General features: G+C 60.4%; 19 protein-coding genes and 2 tRNA genes. 4 read left to right on the forward strand and 17 right to left on the reverse strand.

Features of this window, described 5'->3' with window-relative positions; all coding sequences use genetic code 11:
- Positions 1–6: 6 nt before the first annotated feature.
- From IB245_RS20880 to IB245_RS20895, 4 genes are all read right to left on the reverse strand, one after another.
- Positions 7–1,302, reverse strand: coding sequence for a virulence factor family protein (locus IB245_RS20880; RefSeq protein WP_008030041.1), 1,296 nt, complete (start codon positions 1,300–1,302; stop codon positions 7–9).
- A complete protein-coding gene (gene mprF, locus IB245_RS20885; RefSeq protein ID WP_192228525.1) occupies positions 1,302–3,944 on the reverse strand; it encodes a bifunctional lysylphosphatidylglycerol flippase/synthetase MprF in 2,643 nt (880 codons plus the stop codon). The genes IB245_RS20880 and mprF overlap by 1 nt, the downstream gene beginning before the upstream one ends.
- A gap of 278 nt (positions 3,945–4,222) precedes the next feature.
- Positions 4,223–4,299: transfer RNA gene (locus IB245_RS20890), tRNA-Met, on the reverse strand.
- Positions 4,300–4,707: 408 nt separating this feature from the next.
- Positions 4,708–4,784: transfer RNA gene (locus IB245_RS20895), tRNA-Met, on the reverse strand.
- Between the two features lie 301 nt (positions 4,785–5,085).
- Here IB245_RS20895 and dinB point away from each other — a divergent pair.
- Positions 5,086–6,147 carry a DNA polymerase IV gene (dinB, locus tag IB245_RS20900; protein ID WP_008030047.1) on the forward strand — a complete coding sequence of 354 codons (1,062 nt, stop codon included), beginning with the start codon at positions 5,086–5,088 and terminating at the stop codon, positions 6,145–6,147.
- Positions 6,148–6,264: 117 nt separating this feature from the next.
- Here the strand turns inward: dinB and IB245_RS20905 are convergent, their stop codons facing one another.
- The 4 genes from IB245_RS20905 to IB245_RS20920 all read right to left on the reverse strand — a co-directional run bounded on the left by IB245_RS20905 (position 6,265) and on the right by IB245_RS20920 (position 11,038).
- On the reverse strand, positions 6,265–7,218 hold the full coding sequence (locus IB245_RS20905; protein ID WP_192228526.1) for a hypothetical protein: 954 nt from the start codon (positions 7,216–7,218) through the stop codon (positions 6,265–6,267).
- A 17-nt stretch (positions 7,219–7,235) separates the two neighbouring features.
- Complete coding sequence (locus tag IB245_RS20910; RefSeq protein ID WP_192228527.1) at positions 7,236–8,951, reverse strand: proline--tRNA ligase; 1,716 nt, start codon at positions 8,949–8,951, stop codon at positions 7,236–7,238.
- A gap of 130 nt (positions 8,952–9,081) precedes the next feature.
- The gene (locus IB245_RS20915) at positions 9,082–10,641 is read right to left on the reverse strand and encodes an AmpG family muropeptide MFS transporter (RefSeq protein WP_192228528.1); all 1,560 of its coding nucleotides are present in this window, start codon (positions 10,639–10,641) and stop codon (positions 9,082–9,084) included.
- Between the two features lie 43 nt (positions 10,642–10,684).
- Complete coding sequence (locus IB245_RS20920) at positions 10,685–11,038, reverse strand: MGMT family protein (protein WP_008030054.1); 354 nt, start codon at positions 11,036–11,038, stop codon at positions 10,685–10,687.
- Positions 11,039–11,291: 253 nt separating this feature from the next.
- On the opposite strand from IB245_RS20920, the gene IB245_RS20925 reads away from it, so the two are divergent.
- Complete coding sequence (locus IB245_RS20925) at positions 11,292–12,299, forward strand: DUF481 domain-containing protein (RefSeq protein WP_008039264.1); 1,008 nt, start codon at positions 11,292–11,294, stop codon at positions 12,297–12,299.
- Between the two features lie 227 nt (positions 12,300–12,526).
- Here the strand turns inward: IB245_RS20925 and IB245_RS20930 are convergent, their stop codons facing one another.
- The gene (locus tag IB245_RS20930; protein WP_002554837.1) at positions 12,527–12,736 is read right to left on the reverse strand and encodes a cold-shock protein; all 210 of its coding nucleotides are present in this window, start codon (positions 12,734–12,736) and stop codon (positions 12,527–12,529) included.
- A 353-nt stretch (positions 12,737–13,089) separates the two neighbouring features.
- Between IB245_RS20930 and dcd the strand changes: the two genes are divergently transcribed.
- Together dcd and IB245_RS20940 are read left to right on the forward strand one after the other, a co-directional pair.
- The gene (dcd, locus tag IB245_RS20935) at positions 13,090–13,656 is read left to right on the forward strand and encodes a dCTP deaminase (protein ID WP_008030058.1); all 567 of its coding nucleotides are present in this window, start codon (positions 13,090–13,092) and stop codon (positions 13,654–13,656) included.
- 107 nt (positions 13,657–13,763) lie between these two features.
- Entirely contained in the window at positions 13,764–13,973 is a 210-nt protein-coding gene (locus IB245_RS20940) for a hypothetical protein (RefSeq protein ID WP_084321795.1), read from the forward strand.
- Positions 13,974–14,104: 131 nt separating this feature from the next.
- Here IB245_RS20940 and IB245_RS20945 read toward each other — a convergent pair whose 3' ends face one another.
- From IB245_RS20945 to IB245_RS20980, 8 genes are all read right to left on the reverse strand, one after another.
- Complete coding sequence (locus IB245_RS20945) at positions 14,105–14,869, reverse strand: ABC transporter ATP-binding protein (protein ID WP_008030062.1); 765 nt, start codon at positions 14,867–14,869, stop codon at positions 14,105–14,107.
- A gap of 13 nt (positions 14,870–14,882) precedes the next feature.
- Positions 14,883–16,001, reverse strand: coding sequence for a succinylglutamate desuccinylase/aspartoacylase family protein (locus IB245_RS20950; protein ID WP_192228529.1), 1,119 nt, complete (start codon positions 15,999–16,001; stop codon positions 14,883–14,885).
- A gap of 12 nt (positions 16,002–16,013) precedes the next feature.
- On the reverse strand, positions 16,014–16,724 hold the full coding sequence (locus IB245_RS20955; protein WP_008030066.1) for an ABC transporter permease: 711 nt from the start codon (positions 16,722–16,724) through the stop codon (positions 16,014–16,016).
- Complete coding sequence (locus IB245_RS20960) at positions 16,721–17,449, reverse strand: ABC transporter permease (RefSeq protein WP_008030068.1); 729 nt, start codon at positions 17,447–17,449, stop codon at positions 16,721–16,723. Before IB245_RS20960 ends, IB245_RS20955 begins: the two co-directional genes overlap by 4 nt.
- A 56-nt stretch (positions 17,450–17,505) precedes the next feature.
- The gene (locus tag IB245_RS20965) at positions 17,506–18,288 is read right to left on the reverse strand and encodes a transporter substrate-binding domain-containing protein (RefSeq protein WP_008030070.1); all 783 of its coding nucleotides are present in this window, start codon (positions 18,286–18,288) and stop codon (positions 17,506–17,508) included.
- Between the two features lie 307 nt (positions 18,289–18,595).
- On the reverse strand, positions 18,596–20,284 hold the full coding sequence (locus IB245_RS20970) for an ATP-dependent DNA ligase (protein ID WP_192228530.1): 1,689 nt from the start codon (positions 20,282–20,284) through the stop codon (positions 18,596–18,598).
- Positions 20,281–21,315, reverse strand: a complete 1,035-nt coding sequence (locus IB245_RS20975; protein WP_192228531.1) for a ligase-associated DNA damage response exonuclease — start codon at positions 21,313–21,315, stop codon at positions 20,281–20,283. Before IB245_RS20975 ends, IB245_RS20970 begins: the two co-directional genes overlap by 4 nt.
- Positions 21,316–21,514: 199 nt before the next feature.
- Positions 21,515–23,965: a penicillin acylase family protein gene (locus IB245_RS20980; RefSeq protein WP_192228532.1), complete on the reverse strand. Its 2,451-nt coding sequence runs from the start codon at positions 23,963–23,965 to the stop codon at positions 21,515–21,517.
- Between the last annotated feature and the right edge of the window lie 356 nt (positions 23,966–24,321).

Here is a 24,321-nt window from a genome sequence, read left to right on the forward strand (position 1 = left end):
TTCAGGTCATTCCTGAGCCGCCGTCTCCTTCGCCTGGCGCTTCTCGATCACATCCACCAAGCGTTGGGCCAGTTTCGGGTAGTTCTCGTCGAAGTGGTGGCCGCCGGGCAGTTTGATGGCTTCGCCTACGGCGGTTTTGTCGGTGCAGCCGCTTTCGTCGATTTCTTCTTCACCGAAGATGCACACCACTTTCTCCGGCGGCAGCTTGGCCATTTCCGGGCCGGTGGCGGCTTCTTTGCCGGCGTTGCCGAGCCAGCCTTCGACTTCGATTTCGAAGCTGCCGGTGCGGGCGAAGGCCAGCAGGATGATTGCGTCGACGCGTTGCTGTTCCGAGGCTTCCAGGCGGTTGTAGATCGCCGGCAGGACGTCAGCGCCGAACGAGTAGCCCGTCAGGATGAAGCGCTTGGTGCCCCATTTCTGCCGGTAGTGCTGCATCAGTTCGGCGAGGTCCAGGGCGCTTTGCTCCGGGCTCTTGTGCTGCCAGTAGTAGCGCAGGGTGTCGATGCCGACGACCGGGTAGCCGATCTTGGCCATTTCGCCCGCTACGTCGCGGTCGAGGTCGCGCCAGCCGCCGTCGCCGGAGAGGAACAGGGTGACGGTGTCCTTGGCCTGGCCGGCCGGGACTTCAACCACTGGAATCTGCAGGCCGCCAGCGGCTTTGTCGCCACCGACGAGGAGCTTGCGCAGTTCGTTGTTCAGCACTTGCGGCAGGTTGATGTCGTAGTCGCTGATGCTGGTTTCGGCGTTGGGTTGGTCGCGCACGAAGCCGGCGCTGGTGTCGTCCGGGTTGTCGTTCCACGCCACCAGCCAGTGACCGTGAGCGGCGCTTTTCGGCAGCAGGTGGGTGCAGCCAGGTTTTTCCAGGGCCAGGTCCACCGAAACGGCCTGGGACTTGTCGTCCTTTTGCTCGGACAACCAGCGCCATGCCAGTACGGCGCCAGGGCCGATGCCGCTGACCAGCGTCGCCGGGCCTTTGAGTTCTCTCAGGCCGGATTGCAGGGCGCGGCTTTGCAACAGGCAGTCCTTGGGCAGGATCACCTGAACGATCTGCGCCGAGCCGCTGCGGCTCAGGGTCATCAATTGTTTGTCGCTGAGCTTCTGGTCGTCATTGACCGCCACCAGCACCTGGGCGCGCGGCGTGTTGCCGGGGATGACGCGGGTCATCGCGGCGCCGTCGGCCGGTGTCAGCCGTTCAAGCGTCGGTTCTGGTGCCGGGCGTTTGAGGTACCAGTAACCGCCACCGAGAATCAGGGCCAGCACTACCAGTGTGCCCAGTACGTACCGCAAGGAGCGTTGAATCATCAGCGTTTCACCAATCCAGTCAAGCCGCCCGCAATCAGGGCAGCAGTATCGGCCAGGGCAACCAGCGGATCGAGTCCGGCGGGCACAGCCATATAACGGGGTTCCCAGTCAGGCTGGAACTTGTCTTTGAAGCGGCGCAAGCCTTGGAAGTTGTACAGCTGCTCACCACGGCGGAAAACCATCGAGCCCAGACGCTGGGTCAGTGGTGCGCCACGACGGGGTTGCAACCCCGACAGCGGCACCATGCCCAGGCTGAAACGCGCGTATCCATGATTTTTATAATGTTGAATCAGACCGACCATCATGAATTCCATGGTCAGTTTGGGGGCGTCCGGGTGTGCGCGCATCAGGTCGAGGCTGGCCAGGTCATGGCCGAAAGTCTCGAGCAAATTGGCGAACGCCACCGGGCGCCCTTCGAAACGGATGACAGCGATGCGGAAATGCTTGAGGTAGTCATCACCGAAACGACCGAGCGAGAAGCCTTTCTCGCGCACGTTCTTGCCGGTCAGCCAGGCATCGGAAATGACCTTGAGCTCATCCATCGGCGCATGCCCTGGCTCATGGATCTCCAGCGACAGGCCATCACGGGTGCCACGGTTCCAGGTGTAGCGCAGGTCTTTCATCTCTTTGCCCTTGGCTTCGAGATCAAAGCGCTGCAGATCGACCCGGGCTTCTTCGCCGAGCTTGATCGCAGTCAGGCCGATGTCCATGTAGTACGGCAGGTTCTCGGCGCGTACTTGATAGAACACGGGGCGGGCGTGGTGGATGTCACAGAGGTCGCGGAACTGCCAGATCATTTCCGCCCGTTGCTGGGTCGGGCCGATCGGGTCATACAAGGCCACCAGGCTGCGTCCACGGCGGGCGTACATCAGGAACGCTTCGTCGTTAGGGTGAAACAGCAGCGCCTTGTCACCGGTCAGGGCGAGGCCACCGTCCGGTTGGGCGGAAGCCATCAGGATTTTTACCGCGCGGTCCAGTTCGTCCGGCGTGGGCAGGTGGATCACCGGGCGTGCGGTGCGCAGCAGCCAGGTCAGGGACACCACAACCAGCAGCACGGCGGCGCCGAGCAGCGAGCGCAAGCCACGCGGGGCGTCGGCGTCGAGGGTGAACTGCCACCAGAGTTGATGGCTGTAGGGAACGTCCTGATAAGCGAACAGCAGCAGCCAGATCGACGCACCGAGTACACAAAGGCTCGACACCAGATACAGCGGCGAAAACGGCAGTTCGGTCAGGCGGCTCGGGCGATAGAACGAGCGCCGGAAAACCCCCAGCAGGCTCGCGGTCAGGGTCATCAGGCAGGCTTCTTCCCAGTCGAAACCTTTGAGCAGCGAAAGCACGGCGCCGACCAGCAACAGAATGGTGGTCAGCATCCACGCGGCCGACAGGCGTCGACGCAGGCCTTGGGCCAGCAGCAGGCAAAGCACGCCGACCAGGCTGGCGCCGAAGTGCGAGGCATCGACCAGTCGATGAGGAATCAGGAAACCGATGTGTTCCAGGCGCGTATCGATTTCCGGGGTCACGCCGGAAAACAGCAGCACCACGCCGGACAGAAACACCAGCACCGCCAGAATCGGCGCGGCCAGGCCGGAGGCTGCACGCAAAGACTGACGCGTCTGAAACAAACGCTGGCCTTCATTGACCAACAGCAGCAAGCACGCGACCAGCAGCGGCAGCACCACGTAGATCAGGCGATAGAGCAGCAGCGCAGCGGCCAGCGGCGCGGCCCCGAGCTTGTCGGCGAAGGCGGCCAGCAGAATCGCCTCGAACACGCCGACGCCACCGGGAACATGGCTGAGCACGCCAGCGGCCAACGCCAGCAGGTACACCAGCAGGAATGCACCGAAGGGCGGAGCTTCCGGCAGCAACAGATACAGCACGGTCGCGGCGGCTGCTACGTCGAGGGCGGTAATGACCAGTTGCAGGAACGTCAGGCGACGGCCAGGAAGGCGCAAGGTGCGACGGCCGACCTTGACCAACAGGTTGTCTGCATAAGGCTGATCTGGCAGGCGCCGGCGATAGATGCCGACGGCCAATACGGTAAACAGCAGCAATACAGCGGCGGCAATCGCACCCAGCAGCATCTGAGAGAGGCCCAGGGCGGCAGAGGCGGCAGGCAGGTTGCTGAGCGTGGCGAGGGCGGCCAGCGGGGGCAGGGCGCAGCCGAGCGAGAGGCTGGCGAACAGCGTCATGTGCGCGACATCGGAAGCCCCCAGGCCATGACGCGCATATAAACGGTAGCGAACCGAGCCTCCCGAGAGCATCGACAGGCCAATGGCATTACCGATGGCAAATGCCGTGAACCCGCCAAGGGCAAGAAGCCGCGGCGCCAGGGTCACGCCGGCATAGCGGCTGGCCGACCATTCGTAGCCAAGCAAGATGATGAAGCCGACCACGGTTGCGGCCAATGCGCCGAGCAGTGCCGGTTTCGGTACGTCGAGAATGGAGTCGTGCAGAGCGTACAGATCGAGTTCGCTCAACAGGTGGCGACAGGCAATCAGCGCGATAGCGAACAACAGCAGGGTGACCGCCAGGCCAATGGGCTGACGGTACTTGCTGACCAGATCAAGCAAGCGCAGACGCTCGGCCTTGATCGGTTGTGTCGCTGTGACGGTGTCTTGTGAATCAGACGAGTTGGCGCGCATCAATCACCTCTTGGATTGTGCGCGACAGGATGGGGGTATCCAGCCAAGTTACCAATCCCTGTAGAAAAAAATAATCACAAATATTAACGCCTCTCACCGATCAGCGGCGATGGCATGGCATCCGTCGTAGGGGGTTCTGTCTGCGATTCAGCATAGTCTGAACTCAGAACTCAGGTGATCCCGAACGCTTCCCTACACAGTGACAGGTCATTGTTGCGAAAGGACTTTTTCAACAGATACAAAAAAGGCCACTCTTTCGAGTAGCCTTTTTTGATGTTTGGTTGCGGGAGCCGGATTTGAACCGACGACCTTCGGGTTATGAGCCCGACGAGCTACCAGACTGCTCCATCCCGCGTCTGTGTGGCGGCATTCTATAGAGATACGCCGGTGTGTCAACCGTTAATCCGGCGCCGGGTCAAATAAGCGTAAATAAGCGGCGAACGGTCGCAGGGGCGCGTTAAGTTTCGGAATCAGAACGATTTCTCCGTGCTGTCAAAAAACAAATTTCTCACGGAATGTTGGGAGACACCGATGGCGCGTTACCTGTAGGAGCCGGCTTGTCTGCGGGCGGCGTTCCGACGATGGACTCGAGTGCGCCGCGTTGATTCAGGCAGCACGCGTTATCGTTAACGACCATCGTCGGAGCGCCGCCCGCAGACAAGCCGGCTCCTACAGGAAAGCGTGCATGAATTGAAATCGAATCGCATGGCAAAACACGCGCGCACAAAAAAGGCCACTCTTTCGAGTAGCCTTTTTTGATGTTTGGTTGCGGGAGCCGGATTTGAACCGACGACCTTCGGGTTATGAGCCCGACGAGCTACCAGACTGCTCCATCCCGCGTCTGTGTGTCGGCATTCTACAGAGGAACGCCGGGCTGTCAACCTTCAATCCAGATAAAACCTGTTCTGGTTCAATCGCTTAGCTCTGAAAGAGGGCGGTGTGATCGGCTGTGAGTCAGGCCTGGCAAGGCTTGCAGCTCTATCGCAGGGGCGCTTTCGATTGAGAAAATAAATTCATCTGTAACTTTTCCTACCATTGGGTAAGAACATTCAGACTACTGGTGCTATATACAGGTGTCGGTGAGATACTGCAGATCCGGCAAGCCTTGACTCCAATTCTACGCCATGAACACCGCTTTTATATGAGCCAGCGAAAAATCATCCACGTCGATTGTGACTGCTTCTACGCTGCCATCGAGATGCGCGACGACCCGCGCCTCGCCGGAAAACCCCTGGCGGTGGGTGGTTCGGCGGATCGACGCGGGGTGATCGCCACCTGTAACTATGAAGCACGGGCGTATGGCGTGCGTTCGGCGATGTCGTCGGGACACGCCTTGAAGTTGTGCCCTGACCTGACCATCGTCAAGCCGCGCATGGACGCCTATCGAGAAGCCTCGAAGGAAATTCACACGATCTTTCGCGATTACACCGACCTGATCGAGCCGCTTTCCCTCGATGAGGCTTACCTCGATGTGTCGGACAGTGCGCACTTCGGCGGCAGCGCCACGCGAATTGCCCAGGACATCCGTCGTCGGGTGTCCAATCAGTTGCACATCACGGTTTCCGCCGGCGTGGCGCCGAACAAGTTCCTGGCCAAGATTGCCAGCGACTGGAAGAAGCCCAATGGCTTGTTTGTCATTACGCCGGATCAGGTCGAGGATTTCGTCAGCGGTTTGCCCGTCAGCAAGCTCCATGGCGTAGGCAAAGTGACTGCCGACAAACTGGGCAGGCTCGGCATTGTCGATTGTTCGCATTTGCGCGAATGGGACAAGTTGGCGCTGGTGCGCGAGTTCGGCAGTTTTGGCGAGCGGCTTTGGAGTCTGGCCCGTGGGATCGATGATCGGTTGGTGCACAACGACAGTCGGCGGCAATCGATCAGTGTCGAAAACACCTATGATGTGGATCTGCCGGATCTGGTGAGCTGTCTGGATAAATTACCCGAGTTGCTAGAAACCCTGGCGGGCCGCATGGCGCGAATCGACAACAGCTATCGGCCGGGCAAGCCGTTCGTCAAAGTGAAATTCCATGACTTTACCCAGACCACGCTGGAGCAGGCCGGGGCAGGGCGGGATCTGGGGAGTTATCAGTTGCTGCTGACCCAGGCGTTCAATCGCGGCGGGAAACCGGTGCGGTTGTTGGGGATCGGGGTGAGGCTGGAGGATTTGCGCGGAGGGTTTGAGCAGATGGAGTTGTTTGAGCGGTAGTTTTTGCGGTGACTATCAGGGCCTCTTCGCGGGCAAGCCTCGCTCCTACAGGGGTGCACGCAATACCTGTAGGAGCGAGCGGTGCGGCGATCCGACTTGCCCGCGAAGCTTTTGCTTTTAGTTCGGTCCCGGATCCGCGACCAGCCGCCCTGCATCCTTGGTCAGCGACTTGAGGAATTCGGTCTGCAACTCAGGATCGTTACGCGTCAGCTCAATCAAACTCTGTTCAAGCTCACTGGCTTCTTCTTCCAGACCCAGCTCCGACAGGCGCTTGACCCGGTGTACCCACTGGCTCACTTCGTCGTCTTCAAGATCGTCGTAAATCAGCCCGTGGGCTTCGAGCAATTTTCCGCGCAACGAGCTGCTGACCGCCAGGGTCGAATCCGTGTGTACATCGTCCTGACTATCTTCGACCTTGATCAGCAGGCGACTCAGGTGATTGATGTCATGTTCAGCGAACGGGCTGTCCAGCAGGTTCAGGCGCAGGACGCCGTTTTTGTCGGTGGTCAGCTCGAAGGTTTCCTTGCCGGCCTTGACCTCCACCGGGCGCTCGCTCCAGGGCAGGCTCGAGTATTCGGTGCGCTTGTCGAGCTGGACTTCGTCGATGCCGGCGAGGTTCTGCTGCGCACGACCGTGGGACGGCGCGTTCATGAACGGGTTGAGCCCGGCGAAACCGTAGCTGAACCAGTCCTTGGTCACGCTATCCGGCAGGTTGCCGAGGGCGAACACGTTGACCACGTTCGCGCCGACACCGGCCACCACGGCCACCGCGCCCAGCGGGATCTCGTAGACCTCCCGCCAGGGTTGGTAAGGCGTGTAGCGATCGTAATGACGGGTGACTTCGAACTCGGTGACTTCGAAGGTCTTCTGTTCGTGGATCTTCACCCGACGTTGCGGCAGCTCAAGCACCTTGGGCTCACCGACATCGATCTGCAGGCTGTGATCGAGCAATTTGCGCTCGACACGAGCCTCGTGCTCGCTGCGTTGCGACATGTGATTGGCGCAGCCGCTGACCAGCAGGGTGCCGCACAGGGCGGCACCACCGAGGCCTAAGGTGTTTCGCTTGAACATGACTTCTCTATCTGGTGTCAGCGGCGGATACGGGCCTGGAGGAAGGACAGCACGTCAGCGACCGGCAGCGCTTGCGCCTCGGGCTCGGTGCGGCTCTTGTATTCCAGATTGCCTTCGGCGAGGCCGCGGTCACTGACCACGATCCGGTGAGGAATGCCGATCAGCTCCATGTCCGCGAACTTGATGCCCGGGCTGGTTTTCTTGTCGCGATCGTCCAGCAGCACTTCGAAGCCGGCCGCAGTCAACTCTGCGTAGAGCTTGTCGGTCGCTTCGCGAACCTGTTCGGTTTCGTAGCGCAGCGGCACCAGCGCGATCTGGAATGGCGCCAGTGTGTCGCTCCAGATGATCCCGTTGGCGTCGTTGTTCTGCTCGATGGCCGCAGCTACCACGCGGGAAACGCCGATGCCGTAGCAACCCATTTCCAGGGTGACCGGCTTGCCGTTCTCGCCCAGCACTTCGCACTTCATCGCTTTGCTGTACTTGTTGCCCAGCTGGAAGATGTGCCCGACTTCGATGCCGCGCTTGATTTCCAGGGTGCCTTTGCCGTCCGGGCTCGGATCACCGGCCACGACGTTGCGCAGGTCGGCAACGGTCGGAACCGGCAGGTCACGCTCCCAGTTCACGCCGAAGTAGTGCTTGTCGTCGATGTTCGCACCGATACCGAAGTCGCTCATCAGCTCGACGGAACGGTCGATGATGATCGGCAGCGGCAGGTTCAACGGGCCGAGGGAACCGGCGCCGGCGCCAATGGCGTCGCGCAGTTCGCTTTCGGACGCCATGACCAGCGGGCTGGCAACGCCAGGCTGGTTGGCGGCCTTGATTTCGTTCAGCTCGTGGTCGCCACGGATGATCAGGGCTATCAGCTTGCCTTTCTCTTCAGCGTGAACCACGAGGGTCTTGATGGTCTTTTCAATCGGCAGATTGAATTTTTCCACCAGCGCGGCGATGGTCTTGGTATCTGGCGTGTCGACCAGGCGCATCTCTTCAGTCGCTGCGGCGCGAGAGGTTTCACGCGGTACCGCTTCGGCTTTTTCGATGTTCGCGGCGTAGTCGGAACCGTTGCTGAAGACGATATCGTCTTCGCCGGATTCGGCCAGTACGTGGAATTCGTGGGAGCCGGCGCCGCCGATGGAGCCGTTATCGGCTTCGACAGGGCGGAACTTCAGGCCCAGGCGGGTGAACACGTTGCAGTACGCCTGGTGCATGCGGTCGTAGGTGACCTGCAGCGAAGGCTGGTCAGCGTGGAACGAGTAGGCGTCCTTCATGATGAATTCGCGGCCGCGCATCAAACCGAAGCGTGGGCGGATTTCGTCACGGAATTTGGTCTGGATCTGATACAGGTTGATCGGCAGCTGCTTGTAGCTGCTCAACTCGTTGCGCATCAGATCGGTGATCACTTCTTCGTGGGTCGGGCCGGCGCAGAAGTCGCGACCGTGGCGATCCTTGAAGCGCAGCAATTCAGGGCCGTATTCTTCCCAACGACCGGATTCCTGCCACAACTCAGACGGTTGAGTACTCGGCATCAACACTTCAAGAGAGCCTGCGGCGTTCATTTCTTCACGAACGATGGCTTCGACCTTGCGCATTACTCGCAAGCCCATCGGCAGCCAGGTGTACAGGCCCGAGGCGAGTTTGCGGATCATGCCGGCGCGCAGCATCAGCTGATGGCTGATGACGACCGCGTCGGAAGGCGTTTCTTTCTGTGTGGCGAGCAAAAATTGACTGGTGCGCATGGTTGGCCGTTGTCGGTTGCTGATGACGAGAAATGACGGAGCATTGTACGGGCGAGATCTGCTGGCGTACAGGCGCGCGGTCGGTGGTGTGGCAGGAGGGCGGGAATCTCCACGCCCTTTGCGATGCTTACTACGATTCTTCCGCGACCTGGGCTGGAACCGGCTCAGGCTTTGGGGTCGGGCCTTCGCGGCGGCTCTCCTGGAACCAGTGCAAGGCGATCAACAGCAGCGTCGGAACGCCCAGCAGCGCGGTGATCAGGAAGAAATCATGGTAGCCGAATTTTTCCACCATGACCCCGGAATAGCCACCGATCAGGCGCGGCAGCAGGAGCATGATCGAGCTGAGCAGGGCGTATTGGGTGGCGGAGAACTTGAGGTTGGTCAGGCTCGACAGGTAGGCGACGAACGCGGAGGTCGCCAGACCCGAGCTGAAGTTGTCCAGGGAAATGGTCAGGATCAGCATGTTCAGGTTGGCGCCCATGTCGGCGAGCATCAGGAACAGCAAATTGGTGCCCGCTGAAGCCACGCCGCCGATGAACAGGATCGGCAGGATGCCGAAACGCACGATCAGCAGGCCGCCCATGCCGGCGCCGACCAGCGTCATGATCAGGCCGAAGATTTTGCTGACGCTGGCAATCTGATCCTTGGTGAAGCCCTGGTCGATATAGAACACGTTGGCCATCACGCCCATCACCGTATCCGACATCCGATACGTGGCGATCAGTCCGAGCAGCAGCAGCGCTTGCCAGCGGTAACGCAGAATGAAGTCGTTGACCGGTGTCAGCACCGGTGCCAGGCCACGACGGCCTATGGCCGACAGGCACATCGCGGTGAGCGAGGTGTAGAGGATCGCCCGCAGGAATGCGCGGTCCTGGAGCAGCAGGTCGAGCAGGCTGACGCCGTCAAACAGCACGCTGGCGAAGTCGGTGTTGTAGAGCTGGGTGAACATGGCCGGCACGGAAACCAGCAGCACGATCAGTACGAACACCGAGGCCAGTTGATGCACGAAGCTGTAGCGCCCGGCCTGCAGTTGCGTGCGCAACGGCACCGGCGGTTCGCGCATGAAGAAAGAGGTCAGCAACGCCGGAACCATCAGGGCGCCGAACAGCAGGTAAGTGCCGGCCCATGCCGAATGCTTGTAGTTGAAACCGGTGGAGCCAAAACCTTCGGCGAAGAACAGGGCGCCGGCGGTGGCCAGCAGTGCCGCGATCCGATAGCCGGACATGTAGCTGGCGGCCAGGGCAGCCTGGCGGCTGTCTTCGGCGATTTCCAGGCGATAGGCATCGACCGCGATGTCTTGCGTCGCCGAGGCGAAGGCCACGACTACAGCAATGGCGATCAGCCAGGACAGGTGTTTTTGCGGGTCGCAGAAACCCATCCCGATCAAGCCGAGGATTACCAGTGCCTGGGAAAGTACCAGCCACGATCGACGGCGACCGAGCTTGCCGAGTAATGGCAGGCGCCATTGGTCCAGCAACGGTGACCAGACCCATTTAAAGGCGTAGGCCAGACCGATCAGGCTTGCATAGCCAATGGTTTCGCGAGCCACACCGGCTTCACGCAACCAGACTGACAGTGTCGAAAACACCAGCATGTAGGGCAGGCCGGCGGCGAAACCAAGCAACAACAGCACAAGTGTCGATGGGCTGGCATAGGCGGCGAGCGCGGCGCGCCAGGTTTTACGGGGCATGGGCTGAAGTCTGCCTCAAGATTACGGAAACAAAGCGCGCACTCTAACCGCTGTGCTCTACCGGGCGCCAGCCATGGCGCTGAATATCAACACGATTGTTCAGGACACTGACGCCTTCGGAGCGCAATCGTGCGCGTTGCTCGTCCCCTGAAGGACTGCCCACGGGCAGGCTGATCCGACCGCCGGCACCGAGCACCCGGTGCCAGGGCAGTTTGGTGTCGCCGGGCAACTGGCTGAGCGTGCGACCGACCCAGCGCGCGGCGCGACCCAGTCCTGCGAGTTCGGCAAGTTGACCATAACTCACGACTTTGCCCTCAGGCACCTGCGCCAGAGTGAGGTACAGCGCCGTGCGTCGGATTTGCGCAGGGCTTTCGGTTTCTGCATCGGCGTCGGTCACATCCGGGGTCCCTGTAGGAGCCAGCCAGCTCGCGATGGTCGTTAACGATAATGCGAGCTGTCTGGGAAAACGCGTCGATCTTGAGTTTATCGCGAGCAGGCTCGCACCTACAGTGGCTGACCGTCTGTAGGGTAAATCCTCGATCAGTAATTGAGAAATGAACTCAATAGAGATGGGCGGGTCAGTCCTTGTTAGGGCCTTATTCCTATGGATAATGCCGACTTTTTTCGCAAACTTGAGCCTGTCTTTGCTTATGGTGTCCAGAACCCTGTTGTGCCTCGCTGTCCTGAGTGCTTCCACGCCCTTGCTCGCCGACACCGTGTGGTTAAAGAACGGTGACAAGCTGAGTGGCAAGATCACTCTGTTCGACGGCGGCAAGCTGGTGATCCAGACCGAATACGCCGGTTCGGTTCCGATCGACTGGAAGCAAGTCAAAACCCTGGAGAGCGATCAGGAGTTGCTGGTCAAGCAGGATGCCTACAGCGGTGAGAAGGCCAAGTCGCTGCACGCGGCAGACGACGGCAAGGTGACGCTGGAGAACGGCGAGGCACCGAAGACCGTCGAGCTGGCGAGCATCCAGCAGATTCTCAAGCCCAAGCCGGTGGTCGAAGATCTGGTCTGGAAAGGCAATATCGATGCGGCGCTGGATTACCAGCGGGCGGAAAAGGACACCGACGACTACGATGTCGACTTCAAGACCACTGCGCGCCATGGCAGATGGCGGCATATCGCCGAAGGCGAGTACAACCGTGAATTCCAGGATGACGTGGTCACCACCGACAACTGGCGGGGCGAGTACTCGCTCGACCGCTTCCTGACCGAGAAGTGGTTCTGGCAGGGCCGTGCGGTTTATAAGCGCGACAAGGTTGAAGAGCTCTCCCGTCAGCGCACCGTCGGTACCGGTCCGGGTTACCAGTTCTGGGATGACGAGCTAGGCGCATTCTCGCTCGGCTCGCTGTTCAACCACACGGACTACCAGTTCTCCGACGGCAGCAAGGACAACTTCTATTCCCTGGCGATGAAGTGGGATTACAACCGCTACCTGATCGGCAAGAAGGTGGAGTTCTTCACCAATGGCGAAGTGGGCAAGCCGTTGTCGGGTGTGGCGGATTATGCGCTCGATGCCGAAATGGGCTTGCGCTACAAAGTGACCGAGTGGGCGTCGCTTAACCTGAAGGCCGAGCGAGACATCATCAGCGGTACAGACGATGCCGATCTGGACAAGACCCGCTACACCGCAGGGTTCGGTGTGGCCTGGTAAAACCATTCGCGGGCAAGTCGGATCGCCGCACCGCTCGCTCCTACAGGTTTTGCGTCGGGTCGCGATTTCCGATACCGACGCAAAACCTGTAGGAGCGAGCGGTGCGGCGATCCGACTTGCCCGCGAAGGCGTCAGTACTATCCATAGCGTTTGGATCACTACAAAACACCCGCCCACAAAAAAGCCCCGCTTTTAAGGGCGGGGCTTTTTACTAAAGCAAGTACAAGTTAGATAACTTGAACTTCTTCAGCTTGCATGCCTTTCTGACCGCGGGTAGCGATGAAAGAAACCTGTTGGCCTTCTTTCAGGCTTTTGAAGCCGTCGGATTGGATAGCTTTGAAGTGAACGAACAGGTCGTCACCGGATTGTGGAGTGATGAAGCCGAAGCCTTTTTCATCGTTGAACCACTTAACGGTACCAGTTTGGCGATTAGACATGGTGTAACTCCTTGAACAAAGATAACTGCGACTCAGGAAGAACCCTGGCCGAGACTGAGTGCAAAGAGCAGGAAAAATTCTTGTAGATGGTTGGATCGAAATTCAACATATCGTGTAGAGATTCTCAGTGACACAAGCAGCACAGTGGCGCCACCTTAACCCTTTTTCCGGAACGTGCCAATGCTTCCGGCGAAGGTTTCTCTGTTTTCGTGACTGACGGTGCATTGTATTGCCGTCGAGGTCCGGAATTTAAGGGGGATCGCCAAGAATTGTGCCCCGGACTTTGAACCGGCGGCGCGCCCCGGTAAGATGCCGGACAGATTTTTTCCACCTCGCTATTCAGGACACCCGCCATGAGCATCAAATCGGACAAGTGGATTCGCCGCATGGCGCAAGAGCAGGGCATGATCGAACCGTTCGTCGAGCGCCAGGTGCGCGGCAGCGACGACAGCCGAGTGATCTCCTACGGCGTGTCGAGTTACGGCTACGACGTTCGCTGCACCAATCACTTCAAAGTGTTCACCAACATCAATTCGGCCATCGTCGACCCGAAAAACTTCGATGCCGGCAGCTTCGTCGATATCCACAGCGACGTCTGCATCATCCCGCCGAACTCCTTCGCTCTGGCCAGCACCGTCGAATACTTCCGTATTCCGCGCAACGTATTGACCATTTGCCTGGGCAAAAGCACCTACGCCCGCTGCGGCATCATCGTCAACGTCACCCCGCTTGAGCCTGAGTGGGAGGGTCACGTGACCCTGGAATTCTCGAACACCACCAACCTGCCGGCGAAGATCTACGCCAACGAAGGCGTGGCGCAGATGCTGTTCCTTGAGTCCGACGAAGAGTGCGAAGTGTCCTACAAGGACCGTGGTGGCAAGTATCAGGGCCAACGCGGCGTGACGCTGCCACGCACCTGAGTCAACCGTCTGACAAACCGTGGGAATTCCTGGGCGAGCGTACACTCTATGGGGTGTACTGCTCCGATCTGCGCAAGGCGGATCGGGCCATCGCTCAGGAGTGCTATATGAAGATCGACCCGCGTATAAGTGCCGAACTGGCAAGGCTTGAGCCCAATCAGGTTGGCGTTTTGGCCTGGTCGTTGCTGGCACATCCGCCCATCAGCATGGCGGGGGGCATCCCCGGCCAGCCTGATCCCGATACCCCCAACGAACAACCCACCGAACCCGGTGAGCCGACCCTGCCGGATGAGCCGCCTCCCGCGCCGGTTGTGTGATCAACCACGCGAATGAATGGCTTGTATTGGTAGGAGCGAAGCTTGCTCGCGAAGACGGTGGGTTAGCCGACATCTTTCTTTCCTGACCCACCGCTTTCGCGAGCAAGCTTCGCTCCTACAAGGGCTGCGTGTTACTTCAGATTGCCGCTGAGGAACTGCTTCAGCCGCTCACTCTTCGGATTGCCCAGCACGTCTTCCGGCGCGCCTTCTTCCTCGACCAGGCCCTGGTGCAGAAACAGCACCTGACTCGACACTTTGCGGGCGAAGCTCATTTCGTGGGTCACCATGATCATGGTCCGGCCTTCTTCGGCGAGGCCCTGGATCACTCGGAGCACTTCACCCACCAGCTCCGGGTCGAGCGCAGAGGTCGGTTCGTCGAACAGCATGACTTCCGGCTCCATGGCCAATGCGCGGGCAATGGCGACCCGTTGTTGCTGGCCCCCGGAAAGAAACGCCGGGTACTGGTCCGCCACGCGTGCGGCCAGGCCAACCTTGTCGAGGTAACGACGTGCGCGGTCCTCGGCTTCCTGCTTGCTGCAACCCAGCACCCGGCGCGGAGCCATGGTGATGTTTTCCAGCACGGTCATGTGGCTCCACAGGTTGAAGTGCTGGAACACCATGGCCAGGCGGGTGCGGATCCGTTGCAGTTCATCGGCGTCGGCCACGTGCATGCCGTGGCGATCCTTGATCATGCGGATGTTCTGGCCGTCCAGGCTCATGGCGCCGTCGTTGGGCTGTTCGAGAAAGTTGATGCAACGCAGGAAGGTACTTTTGCCCGAGCCGCTGGCGCCGATCAGGCTGATGACGTCGCCGGTGTTGGCCTTGAGTGAAACGCCTTTGAGCACATGATGATCGCCATAGCTTTTATGCAGGCCTTCGATGGTCAGTTTGTACATGGGGCATGCATCCTCAAGGCGAAAGTAGGTAGCCGCTGCGATAGGCTTCGGTGCCCGCGACGTGGGCGATCACCATGCCGGCAGTGGCCATGCGCCGTAGCGAGCGGGCGTACATCAGCCCGGCAACGGTGCAGTGAACGGGGGTGACGAGATCGTTGATCGGGTCGACGATTTCGGCGATCAGTTGCCCGGCCTCCAGGTATTCCCCCGGCAGCGCGGTGAACACCAGCAAACCGCCCACGGGCGTGGCCACCGGTTCGACGGCCGCCAGCGGCGTGGCGGGATACGGCAGTTCCGGCAGTGGCGCCGGTTCGCCGGCAATCGCGCCGAAGTGAATCAGGTAATCGATCAACGCCTGGCAGTCGAGGCTGGCCAACGGGTGATTGACGTCGCCCTGGCCGCGCAATTCGACGGTGACCGAGAAGCTGCCGAGCGGAATGTCGAAGTGTTCGCCGAAGCGCTCTTTCAACTGCCACCAGAGCAGGGTGAAACATTCGTCGAACGACTGACCGCCGGAATCGGTGGCCAGCAGACTCGCTTCGGCACCGATGTAGCGGGCCAGCGGCTCGACCTGTGGCCAGGCCTCGGGCGTGGTGTAGAGGTGCGCGACCGCTTCGAAGTCGCAATGCAGGTCCAGCACCATGTCCGCGTCACAGGCCAGTCGTTGCAGGACCAGGCGCTGGGATTGCAGTTGAGTGCTGGCAGTCTGTCGCGCCAGAGCCTGGCGCAGGCTGTTGCGGATCAGTTCGAGGTTGCGCTGCGGATCGTCGCCGAGCTGGCCTTCGATCTCATTGCCAACCTCTTCGCTCAAATCGACGAACCAGCGGTTGAAGTTCTGCCCGCTTTCGAGCTCGTAGCGGCCCAGCGGTACATCCATCAGCACTTGTTCGAGACCGACCGGGTTGGCAATCGGCACCAGCACGATTTCGCTGCGCAGGTGGCCGGCGGCTTCCAGCTCGGCCAGGCGTTGTTTGAGGTGCCAGGCGACCAGCATGCCGGGCATTTCATCGGCGTGCAGGGACGCCTGGATGTAGATTTTGCCCTGGGCCGACGTCGGGCCGAAGTGGAAGCTGTGAATCTGTCGTGCGGTCCCCGGCAGCGGGGCCAGCAAGTCATGTATCTGGTGGCGCATGTGCGAAAAGTCCTAGTGGGTCGGCCCGAGGAAGGCCAGCCATCGGCGTTCGGCGAGGCGGAACAGGCCGACCAGCGCAAAGGTGACGGTCAGGTAGATCAGCGCGGCGATGCCGAACGACTGGAAGGTCAGGAAGGTCGCCGAGTTGGCGTCCCGCGCGACTTTCAGGATGTCCGGGATGGTCGCGGTGAACGCCACGGTGGTCGAGTGCAGCATCAGGATCACTTCGTTGCTGTAATAAGGCAGCGAGCGACGCAGGGCTGACGGCATGATCACGTAGGCATACAGCTTCCAGCCGGTCAGGCCGTAGGCTTTGGCCGCTTCGACTTCACCGTGGGCCATGCTGCGAATCGCCCCGGCGAAAATCTCCGTGGTGTAGGCGCAGGTGTTCAGGGCGAAGGCGAGGATGGTGCAGTTCATCGCGTCGCGAAAGAACGCATCGAGTATCGGCTGCTCTCGCACAGCGGCCAGGCTGTAGATGCCGGTGTAGCAAATCAGCAGCTGGATATACAGCGGCGTCCCGCGAAACAGGTAGGTGTAGAACTGCACCGGCCAGCGAATGTAGAAGTGCGGCGACACCCGGGCGATGGACAGCGGGATCGACACCAGGAAACCGATGAAGATCGACGCACTGAGCAGCCACAGGGTCATGGCCAGGCCGGTGATGTTGTAGCCGTCGGTGTAAAGGAAGGGTTTCCAGTATTCCTGCAGGAGTTCGATCATCGTACGGCCTCCCGGGAGCCAGCGGCGTAGCGGCGTTCAAGCCAGCGCAGGATGACGTTGGAGGCGCTGGTGATCAGCAGGTAAATCAGCGCAGCCAGCACCAGGAAGTAGAACAGTTGATAACTGCTTTTGCCGGCGTCCTGGGCAGCCTTGACCAGGTCGGCGAGGCCGATGATCGACACCAGCGCAGTGGCCTTGAGCATCACCATCCAGTTGTTACCGATACCCGGCAGGGCGAAACGCATCATCTGCGGGAACACCACGATCCAGAACCGCTGGCCACGCTTGAGGCCATAGGCGGTGGCCGCTTCGACCTGGCCCCGTGGCACCGCGAGAATCGCGCCACGAAAGGTTTCGGTGAAGTACGCGCCATAAATGAAGCCCAGGGTGATGACCCCGGCGCTGAACGGGTTGATCTCGATGTATTCCCATTCCATGAAATCGGTGAACGACGTCAACCAGGTTTGCAGGCTGTAGAAAATCAGCAGCATCAGCACCAGGTCCGGCACGCCGCGAATCAGCGTGGTGTAGACCTGCGCCGGGACGCGCACGAGTTTGACTTTTGACAGTTTGGCACTGGCGCCGAGCAGGCCGAGCAACACGGCCACCAGCAGCGACAACGCCGATAATTTGATGGTCATCCAGGTGCCTTCCATCAGCAACGGACCGAAGCCCTTGAGGCTGAAGGCTGAGAGCCCCAGATTTTGTAATAGGTTTTCGAACATAAATCAGCAACCTGATCGGATGAAAAAAGCGCCCATCGCGAGATGGGCGCCGGGCATTATTTGCCGCTGTACAGATTCAGATCGCCAAAGTGTTTCTTCTGAATGGTGGCGTAGGTGCCATCATCGTGTAACGCTTTGATACCTTTATCCAAAAGTGCCTTGAGGTCTTTGTTACCTTTAGAGATACCGATAGCTGTTTTGGCTGGCAGCAATTCGCTGTCAACCGGCTTGCTGACTTCGTAGCCTTCGCCCTTTGGCGACTTCAAAAAGCCCAGTTCGGCTTGCAACATGTCCTGGATCGCGGCATCGAGGCGACCGGACATCAAGTCCGAATACACCTGATCCTGGTTCTGATAGGCCTGGGTTTTCACGCCAGCCTTGTCCAGCACGGCCTTGGCATAGGCTTCCTGGATGGTGCCTTGCTCGTAGCCTACGGTCTTGCCTTTCAGGGACGCGACGTCTTCGGTCAGGCCGGAACCTTTCTTGAACACATAGGCGGTTGGGCCGGAGAACAGCTCGCTGGAGAAGTCGATGACTTTTTCGCGGGCCGGGGTGACGGTCATCGAAGAGATCACACCGTCGAATTTGTTGGCCTTCAGGCCCGGAATCATGCCGTCGAAATCGCTTTCGACCCATTTGCACTTGACCTTCAGCTCGGCACAGATGGCATTGCCCAGATCGATATCAAAGCCCACCAGGCTACCGTCGGCCGCTTTCGACTCGAACGGAGCATAGGAAGGGTCAACGCCAAAACGCAGTTCTTTGTATTCCTTGGCCAGCGCGGAGCCGGCAGCCATGCACAACGCCAGTGCAGAAAGGGTCAGCAATGCTTTTTTCATTATTCAATCCCTAAGAACCAATATGAGCGCTTGTGGCGCAGAATTATTGTTACTGGAAAGCGTAAGACCTATTGAAAGTAGCAATTTCCGAACCAGAGTCCCGAACAAGCGTTTTAAAAGGTGATTCAAGAAATGGCTGGACGGGATTTATGCACGAAAACGGGCGCCGGGAAATAGCTGCACCGTCATTGAGCACGTGATCAAGCTTTTCGTAGGAGCCGGCTTGCTGGCGATCGGATCGACGCGGTGATTCAGAATGACCGAGTTATCGTTCATCGCCAGCAAGCCGGCTCCTACAGGGGATTGGTTAACCCAAAAGATTCTGCAGGGTGGCGAGATTGTCAGCCTCGTCAACACTCTTGTCTTTGCGCCACCGCAGCATCCGCGGAAACCGCACCGCAATCCCGCTCTTGTGGCGCTTGGACAAGGCGATCCCCTCAAACCCCAATTCAAACACCAGGCTCGGTTTTACACTGCTCACCGAACCGAATGTCTCCACCGTGGTCTTGCGCACTATGCTGTCGACCTGGCGCATTTCCTCGTCGGTGAGGCCTGAATACGCCTTGGCGAATGGCACCAGCGTGCGCTCGCTGGCGCCGGGCGGACTGTCCCACACCGCGAACGTGTAATCGCTGTACAGACTGGCTCGGCGACCGTGGCCGCGTTGCGCGTAAATCAGCACGGCGTCGATGCTGAACGGGTCGACTTTCCACTTCCACCAGACGCCCATGTCCTTGGTCCGGCCGACGCCATACAACGCATCCCGGGCCTTGAGCATCATGCCTTCGACGCCGAGGCTGCGGGAGGCTTCGCGTTGGCGGGCGAGGTCGGGCCAGTCTTTGCCGGTCAACACCGGGGAGGGCAGTAACACCGGGTTGTTGCACTGGGTGATGACCTGTTCCAGTTGGGTGCGCCGCCGGGCTTGAGGCTGGTTGCGCCAGTCTGCGCCTTGCCATTCCAGCAAGTCGAAGGCCAGCACGACCACCGGCACTTCATCGAGGATTTTCTTGCCCAGGGTCTTGCGGCCGATCCGCTGTTGCAGCAGGGCGAACGGTTGCACCGCCGGTGGGTTCGGCGCCAGTGGGTCGAAGGCATCTTCGGTGCTCGGTGGCGCGGTTTTCCACGCAACGATCTCGCCGTCGATCACCGTGCCGTCGGGCAAACCGTGAACCAGGCTGTCGAATTCGGGAAAACGCTCGGTGACCAATTCTTCGCCGCGCGACCAGATCCACAGTCGTCCATCGCGCTTGACCACTTGGGCGCGGATGCCGTCCCACTTCCATTCCACCTGCCAGTTGCTGGCCGGGCCGAGCAGGGTTTCGAATTGCTCCACCGGTTGCGACAACGCGTGGGCGAGAAAAAACGGATACGGCTGGCCGCCCCGTTGTGAGTGTTCATCGGCCGACTCGGCGGCGATCAGTTTCAGGTAACTGGCTGCGCTGGGACGGCTGGAGAGGTCGGTGTAACCCACCAGCCGCTGGGCCACGCGTTTGCTATCGAGCCGCGCCATCGCTGCCAGGGCGCGGGTTACCAGCAACTTGGAGACGCCGACGCGAAAACTGCCGGTGATCAGTTTGATGCAGAGCATCAGGCCGGGGCGGTCCAGTTGCGACCAGAGTTCGGGCAATCGCTGGGCGAGCACGTCGGGAGATTCGCCGCGCAAGGGCAGCAGTTTGTCTTCGATCCACACCGCCAATCCGTCGGTGGAACTGTGGGGCGCTTCGGGCAGCACCAGCGAGATGGTTTCCGCCAGATCGCCCACCGCCTGATAACTCTCTTCGAACAACCAAGGCGACAGGCCGGAATACGCCTCGGCGAGTTCACGCAGGATGCGCACCGGCACCAGTTGCCGAGGTCGCCCGCCGGACAAAAAGTACACCGCCCACGCGGCGTCTTCCGGGGCGGCCTGAGCGAAGTAATGTTGCATCGCCGCCAGTTTGGCATTGCTGGACGTTGTCGCGTCGAGCTCGGCGTACAACCGGGCAAAGGCCTTCACGGCAGCACCTCGGCGCTTTGCGGTTCGGTGTCGGTGATGTCTTCCTCGTCGTCGCCGTACTCGGTGGTGAATTCCTGGGCGTCGAGACCTTGTTCGCGCAAATGGCGCACCAGGACCGCGACCGAACCGTGGGTGACCATAACGCGTTCGGCACCGGTCTGTTCGATTGCCCAGAGCAGGCCTGGCCAGTCGGCGTGGTCCGACAGCACAAAACCCCGGTCCACTCCCCGTCGCCGACGCGTGCCACGCAAGCGCATCCAGCCACTGGCGAAGCCATCGCTGTAATCGCCGAAGCGCCGCATCCAGCTGCTGCCGCCCGCCGAGGGCGGGGCCAGGACCAGCGCCTTGCGCATCATCGGGTCGCTCTTTTTCACCTCGCCAGCGTGGATCGTTGGTGGCAGGTAAACGCCGCTTTCTCGATACACCCGGTTGAGCGGCTCGACAGCGCCGTGCACCAGAATGGGGCCGAGGCGGGCGTCGATACCGTGGAGAATCCGCTGCGCCTTGCCGAAGGCATAGCAGAACAGCACGCTGGTCTTGTCTTCGGCGGCATTGGCTTGCCACCACTGATTGATCTCGGCAAACACCTGCGCCTGAGGCGGCCAGCGATAGATCGGCAGGCCGAAGGTCGATTCGGTGATGAAGGTGTGGCAGCGCACCGGTTCGAACGGCGCACAGGTGCCGTCGGGTTCGATTTTGTAATCCCCGGAGGCGACCCAGACTTCGCCACCATATTCCAGGCGCACCTGCGCCGAACCGAGTACGTGGCCGGCGGGGTGGAAACTCAGGGTGACGCCGTGATGCAGCAACCGCTCGCCATAGGCCAGGGTTTGCAGATTGATGTCCTGGCCCAGTCGCGCGCGCAGGATGCCTTCGCTGGGCGCGGCTGCCAGATAATGCTGGTTGCCGCCTCGGGCATGATCGCCGTGGGCGTGGGTGATGACCGAACGTTCGACTGGCCGCCACGGGTCGATATAGAAATCCCCGGCGGGGCAGTACAAACCTTCGGGACGCGCGATAACAAGATCCATGTTGTTACCAAAATGGAGGGACTTGTTAGCTATGAGGTTTGGGCGAGGTCAGAAGTTCTATCGAAACTTCACAGTAAATAACATCCATGTAGGAGCTGGCTTGCCAGCGATGGACTCACATGCACCGCGTTTAACCAGGCAGTGCGCGTAATCGTTAACGACCATCGCTGGCAAGCCAGCTCCTACAGGGGGAGTTGCGTTATTTGCCGGGTGTCAGCGTCAACCGCTTGGTCCCGTAGACCTTGTCGAAGTTCTGCGGCTGCATCGGCAGACTCACGTATTGCCCCTTCAACCACGGATCAACGCTGTCGAGGTAATTCGGGCTGGCCGGGTTACCCGACTGGCCGGTGCCGTTCTGGCCCATCAACGGTTCGGCCTGGCCGAAATCGACGATGAAGCGCATGGCCGGTGCCAGCGTGGTGTTGAAGTCCTGGCCCCAGGCGAACGCCGCCGTGTTCAAGGTGGTTTGATCGCCGCCGGCCGCGAGCGGACCGCGCACGGTCTGGCCACTGGCGTTTTTCCATTCATAGCGGTGCAGTTTGCCCCACTGCCAGGCTTTGTGATCGCCGCCCAACTGACTGTCGCCTGCGGTGATGGCCGCCGCGAGGCTGCGGGCGAGAATCGCCGGTTTGTCTTCTTTCTGCGGCGTGCGTGCGTCATCCCAGAACGGGCTGTCTTCACGCCCCAACAGATGATCGGCCTGCGCCGCGTAGGACAACTTGCCGTTGGCGATAAAGGCTTTCCACGCCGGACTGCTTTCCGGGCCCAGTTCGTCGAGGAAGGTTTGCTTGGCGCTTTCCTGCAGGAACAGCTCGTAAATCGCTGCATCGGCGGAGGTCGCGGCGAGTTTGCCGTCGAACGCCATCAGGCGGGTAAACGCTTCGTGCGCCTTGCCGCGATCGGCGACCGGCAGGGCTTCAATGGCCTGCTTGAGCGGCTTGGCCATGCCCGGCGCTGCAAACATCTTTTTCAGTTTGGCGGCGAACGTGGTGGTCTGATCGTATTGCATGGCGATCACACTGCGCGTGTCGTGTTTGCCCACGCCGGCCAGTTCAGCCATGCGTTCGCCACGCTCCGGTGCCGACCACGAATTGGATAACTGCATGCCGTAACCATGGGGAATGACCCGCTGGTTGGCGGTGCCGAGCCAGCCTTGCGCCGGGTCTTGATCGTACGGGTGCAGCATCGCGTCGGCGTAACCGTCCCAGTCATAACGACCTTCCCAGCCGGGCGATGGCAGCAGGCCTTCGCCTTCGCGGCGGTTCGGGTAACGACCGGTGACTTGCCAGCCAATATTGCTGGCGTCGGCAAAGACCAGGTTCAGCGTGATCGCACGGATTTCACGGCTGGCGTCCGAGGCTTTCTCCACGGTTTGCGCGCGAGACAGGTCGAAAAACGCGTCCAGGGATTTGTCATCGGTGAAGTTCGGTGTCTGCAACGCCAGGCCCAAACCGTTGCCCAGCGCCGTGCCTTTGGCGCTGTTGAGCAGCGGCCCGTGGTGCGTTTCGTACACCGCTTCGCGAATCGGCCGCTGGCCTTTGACGAAATAGGTTTCGTTGCGAACGATAACCGGCTGCCATTTGCCGCCGAGTTCGTAGGAAAGGCCGTTGCCCTGGCGTTGGATTTTTTCCAGGAACAGGTCCTGGTTGTCGCCCATGACCGAGGTCATGCTCCACGCCACTTTGCCGTTGAAACCGCCCAGCACCATCGGCAAACCGGCGATCGTCACGCCGGACGCCTGGTATTTCGGCGCACGAATCTGCACGTAACTGAACAGCGACGGCACGCCCAGCGGCCCATGGCTGTCGCTGGCCAGCAGGCTTTTGCCGCTACGGCTGCGTTGCGGGGCGATCGCCCAGTTGTTCGATGATGTGGCGCCCAGCAGATTCAGGTCGGACAGTTGGCCGGTGGCTTTGCTGATTTCGGCGAGGCCGGGAATCGTCCCGTTGAGCTTGAGGCCCTGAAGTTTTTCGGCTTCGGCCACCGGCAGTTTTTCGTCGGGGGCGGACGGTGTCAGCCACGGTAGCTTGTCGGTGGTGACCGATTGGGCCAGCACCAGCGAGGAGATTTCCTCGGGCAGGTTCGCCGATTGGCTGAAGTTCAGCAGGCAGAAAATCAGCGCCGAATCTTCCGGTTTCCAGTATTCGGGCTTGTAGCCGGTGGCGGTGAGATCGGCCGGCAACTTGTCGCGGTAGCGGAACAGGTAGGCGTTGACCCCGCGCGCATAGACTTCGAAGAAGCGTTTGAGGCGCGGCGAAGAGGCCTTGTACAACTCGCCGGCGCTTTTCTTCAGGTTGACGGCGCGCATGTAGCGGTCGGCGTCCAGCAGGTCCGAACCGGACATCTCCGACAACCGGCCTTCGGCCAGCAGGCGCAGGGTGACCATCTGCGTGATGCGGTCGCTCGCGTGTACATAACCGAGGGTGAACAGCGCGTCGTGGAAGCTGCTGCTTTCGATCAACGGCACGCCCATGGCGTTGCGACGCACCGAAACGTTTTGCGCCAGACCTTTGAGCGGCTGCACGCCGGTGGTGGGCGGGAGCGTGTCTTGGGCGTTCCAGGTCTGACAACCGGACAGGCTCAAAACACCGGCCACTGCTGCGGCAACGCCGAACCGGGGAAGAAAATGTGTGAGGGCTGGCGAGGCCATGGCAAAGCTCCTGCGGGGGGGTAGCGTCAGTAAAGGCGCTACGTTAGAGAGCAGGAGGTGGCCGCGCAAGCAGGGTAGGGGGTTATTTCAGGATTTGTCGGATAAACCGTGATGGTTGGGGTTGATGCTGTTGTTTTTTTGTTTGGAGTACATATCCATTTTTGGGGTAACGGCGGCTATTGGTTTCGCTTTTACAGCGAGTCACTTTCGAAAAGCCCCAAAGTAACCAAAGGGCTCTTGCCCCTTTCGTTCGGTGGCTCGCTAATGCTCGCCATGCCCTCGCTCCGGTCCTGCTCCGTGGGCCCGCCGCCATCGGCCATCCCTGGCCGGGGGCGGCTAACCCGGCATCCATGCCG

Source organism: Pseudomonas sp. PDM02, from assembly GCF_014852285.1.
GTDB classification, from domain to species: domain Bacteria; phylum Pseudomonadota; class Gammaproteobacteria; order Pseudomonadales; family Pseudomonadaceae; genus Aquipseudomonas; species Aquipseudomonas migulae.

What these genes read in the sequence shown, in the direction of transcription:
- IB245_RS20880 (WP_008030041.1), bottom strand. Translation starts at nt 1,302, where the DNA reads ATGATTCAACGCTCCTTGCGGTACGTACTGGGCACACTGGTAGTGCTG.
- mprF (WP_192228525.1), bottom strand. Translation starts at nt 3,944, where the DNA reads ATGCGCGCCAACTCGTCTGATTCACAAGACACCGTCACAGCGACACAA.
- dinB (WP_008030047.1), top strand. Translation starts at nt 5,086, where the DNA reads ATGAGCCAGCGAAAAATCATCCACGTCGATTGTGACTGCTTCTACGCT.
- IB245_RS20905 (WP_192228526.1), bottom strand. Translation starts at nt 7,218, where the DNA reads ATGTTCAAGCGAAACACCTTAGGCCTCGGTGGTGCCGCCCTGTGCGGC.
- IB245_RS20910 (WP_192228527.1), bottom strand. Translation starts at nt 8,951, where the DNA reads ATGCGCACCAGTCAATTTTTGCTCGCCACACAGAAAGAAACGCCTTCC.
- IB245_RS20915 (WP_192228528.1), bottom strand. Translation starts at nt 10,641, where the DNA reads ATGCCCCGTAAAACCTGGCGCGCCGCGCTCGCCGCCTATGCCAGCCCA.
- IB245_RS20925 (WP_008039264.1), top strand. Translation starts at nt 11,292, where the DNA reads ATGGTGTCCAGAACCCTGTTGTGCCTCGCTGTCCTGAGTGCTTCCACG.
- IB245_RS20930 (WP_002554837.1), bottom strand. Translation starts at nt 12,736, where the DNA reads ATGTCTAATCGCCAAACTGGTACCGTTAAGTGGTTCAACGATGAAAAA.
- dcd (WP_008030058.1), top strand. Translation starts at nt 13,090, where the DNA reads ATGAGCATCAAATCGGACAAGTGGATTCGCCGCATGGCGCAAGAGCAG.
- IB245_RS20940 (WP_084321795.1), top strand. Translation starts at nt 13,764, where the DNA reads ATGAAGATCGACCCGCGTATAAGTGCCGAACTGGCAAGGCTTGAGCCC.
- IB245_RS20945 (WP_008030062.1), bottom strand. Translation starts at nt 14,869, where the DNA reads ATGTACAAACTGACCATCGAAGGCCTGCATAAAAGCTATGGCGATCAT.
- IB245_RS20950 (WP_192228529.1), bottom strand. Translation starts at nt 16,001, where the DNA reads ATGCGCCACCAGATACATGACTTGCTGGCCCCGCTGCCGGGGACCGCA.
- IB245_RS20955 (WP_008030066.1), bottom strand. Translation starts at nt 16,724, where the DNA reads ATGATCGAACTCCTGCAGGAATACTGGAAACCCTTCCTTTACACCGAC.
- IB245_RS20960 (WP_008030068.1), bottom strand. Translation starts at nt 17,449, where the DNA reads ATGTTCGAAAACCTATTACAAAATCTGGGGCTCTCAGCCTTCAGCCTC.
- IB245_RS20965 (WP_008030070.1), bottom strand. Translation starts at nt 18,288, where the DNA reads ATGAAAAAAGCATTGCTGACCCTTTCTGCACTGGCGTTGTGCATGGCT.
- IB245_RS20975 (WP_192228531.1), bottom strand. Translation starts at nt 21,315, where the DNA reads ATGGATCTTGTTATCGCGCGTCCCGAAGGTTTGTACTGCCCCGCCGGG.
- IB245_RS20980 (WP_192228532.1), bottom strand. Translation starts at nt 23,965, where the DNA reads ATGGCCTCGCCAGCCCTCACACATTTTCTTCCCCGGTTCGGCGTTGCC.